Genomic DNA, 443 nt, shown 5'->3' with positions numbered 1-443 from the left:
TATGAAGATCAGGAAACACTGGTCAGTGCGGGTGACTGTGTACATCAACGGCCCGGCGTGCGCCACTATCTGTTTGATTATTCCCCGGATATGGAATACTTGGAAATTGTAGGTCCGGCCGACTTCAATACGATTGATGTAGAACCGGTCTGTGCGGTACCTACGCCCACCCCATGGATTGATAAACTCTAAATACTCCCATATGGTATTTTTAGAGAAATCCATTTTATGCACTTGATGGCATAAAATGGATTGATACTCCCATAAATTCAGACTTTTTGGCCTCTAGCGCCCCAAACTGATCACCAGACGATTAAGCGCATTCATGGTCACAATGGCAAAAGTCAGCTCAGTGATTGCAACTTCGGTGAAGTGCTCTTTTAATGGCAAATAAATCGCATCGGCAGGATGGCTCACTGCAACGTGAGTGATGGCTTCCGCCC

The 443-nt window shown here is 46.3% G+C and carries 1 protein-coding gene; it reads left to right on the top strand.

Features of this window, described 5'->3' with window-relative positions; all coding sequences use genetic code 11:
• A partial coding sequence (locus ACZ3HH_RS29405) for a cupin domain-containing protein (RefSeq protein ID WP_465810024.1) occupies positions 1 to 192 on the top strand: 192 nt, incomplete at its 5' end.
• Positions 193 to 443: the final 251 nt, after the last annotated feature.

Source organism: Pseudomonas sp. PME37.24/025 (genome assembly GCF_055556615.1).
The sequence above is the reverse complement of the archived record's forward strand: the minus strand, read 5'-3'. Positions and strand labels throughout refer to the sequence as shown.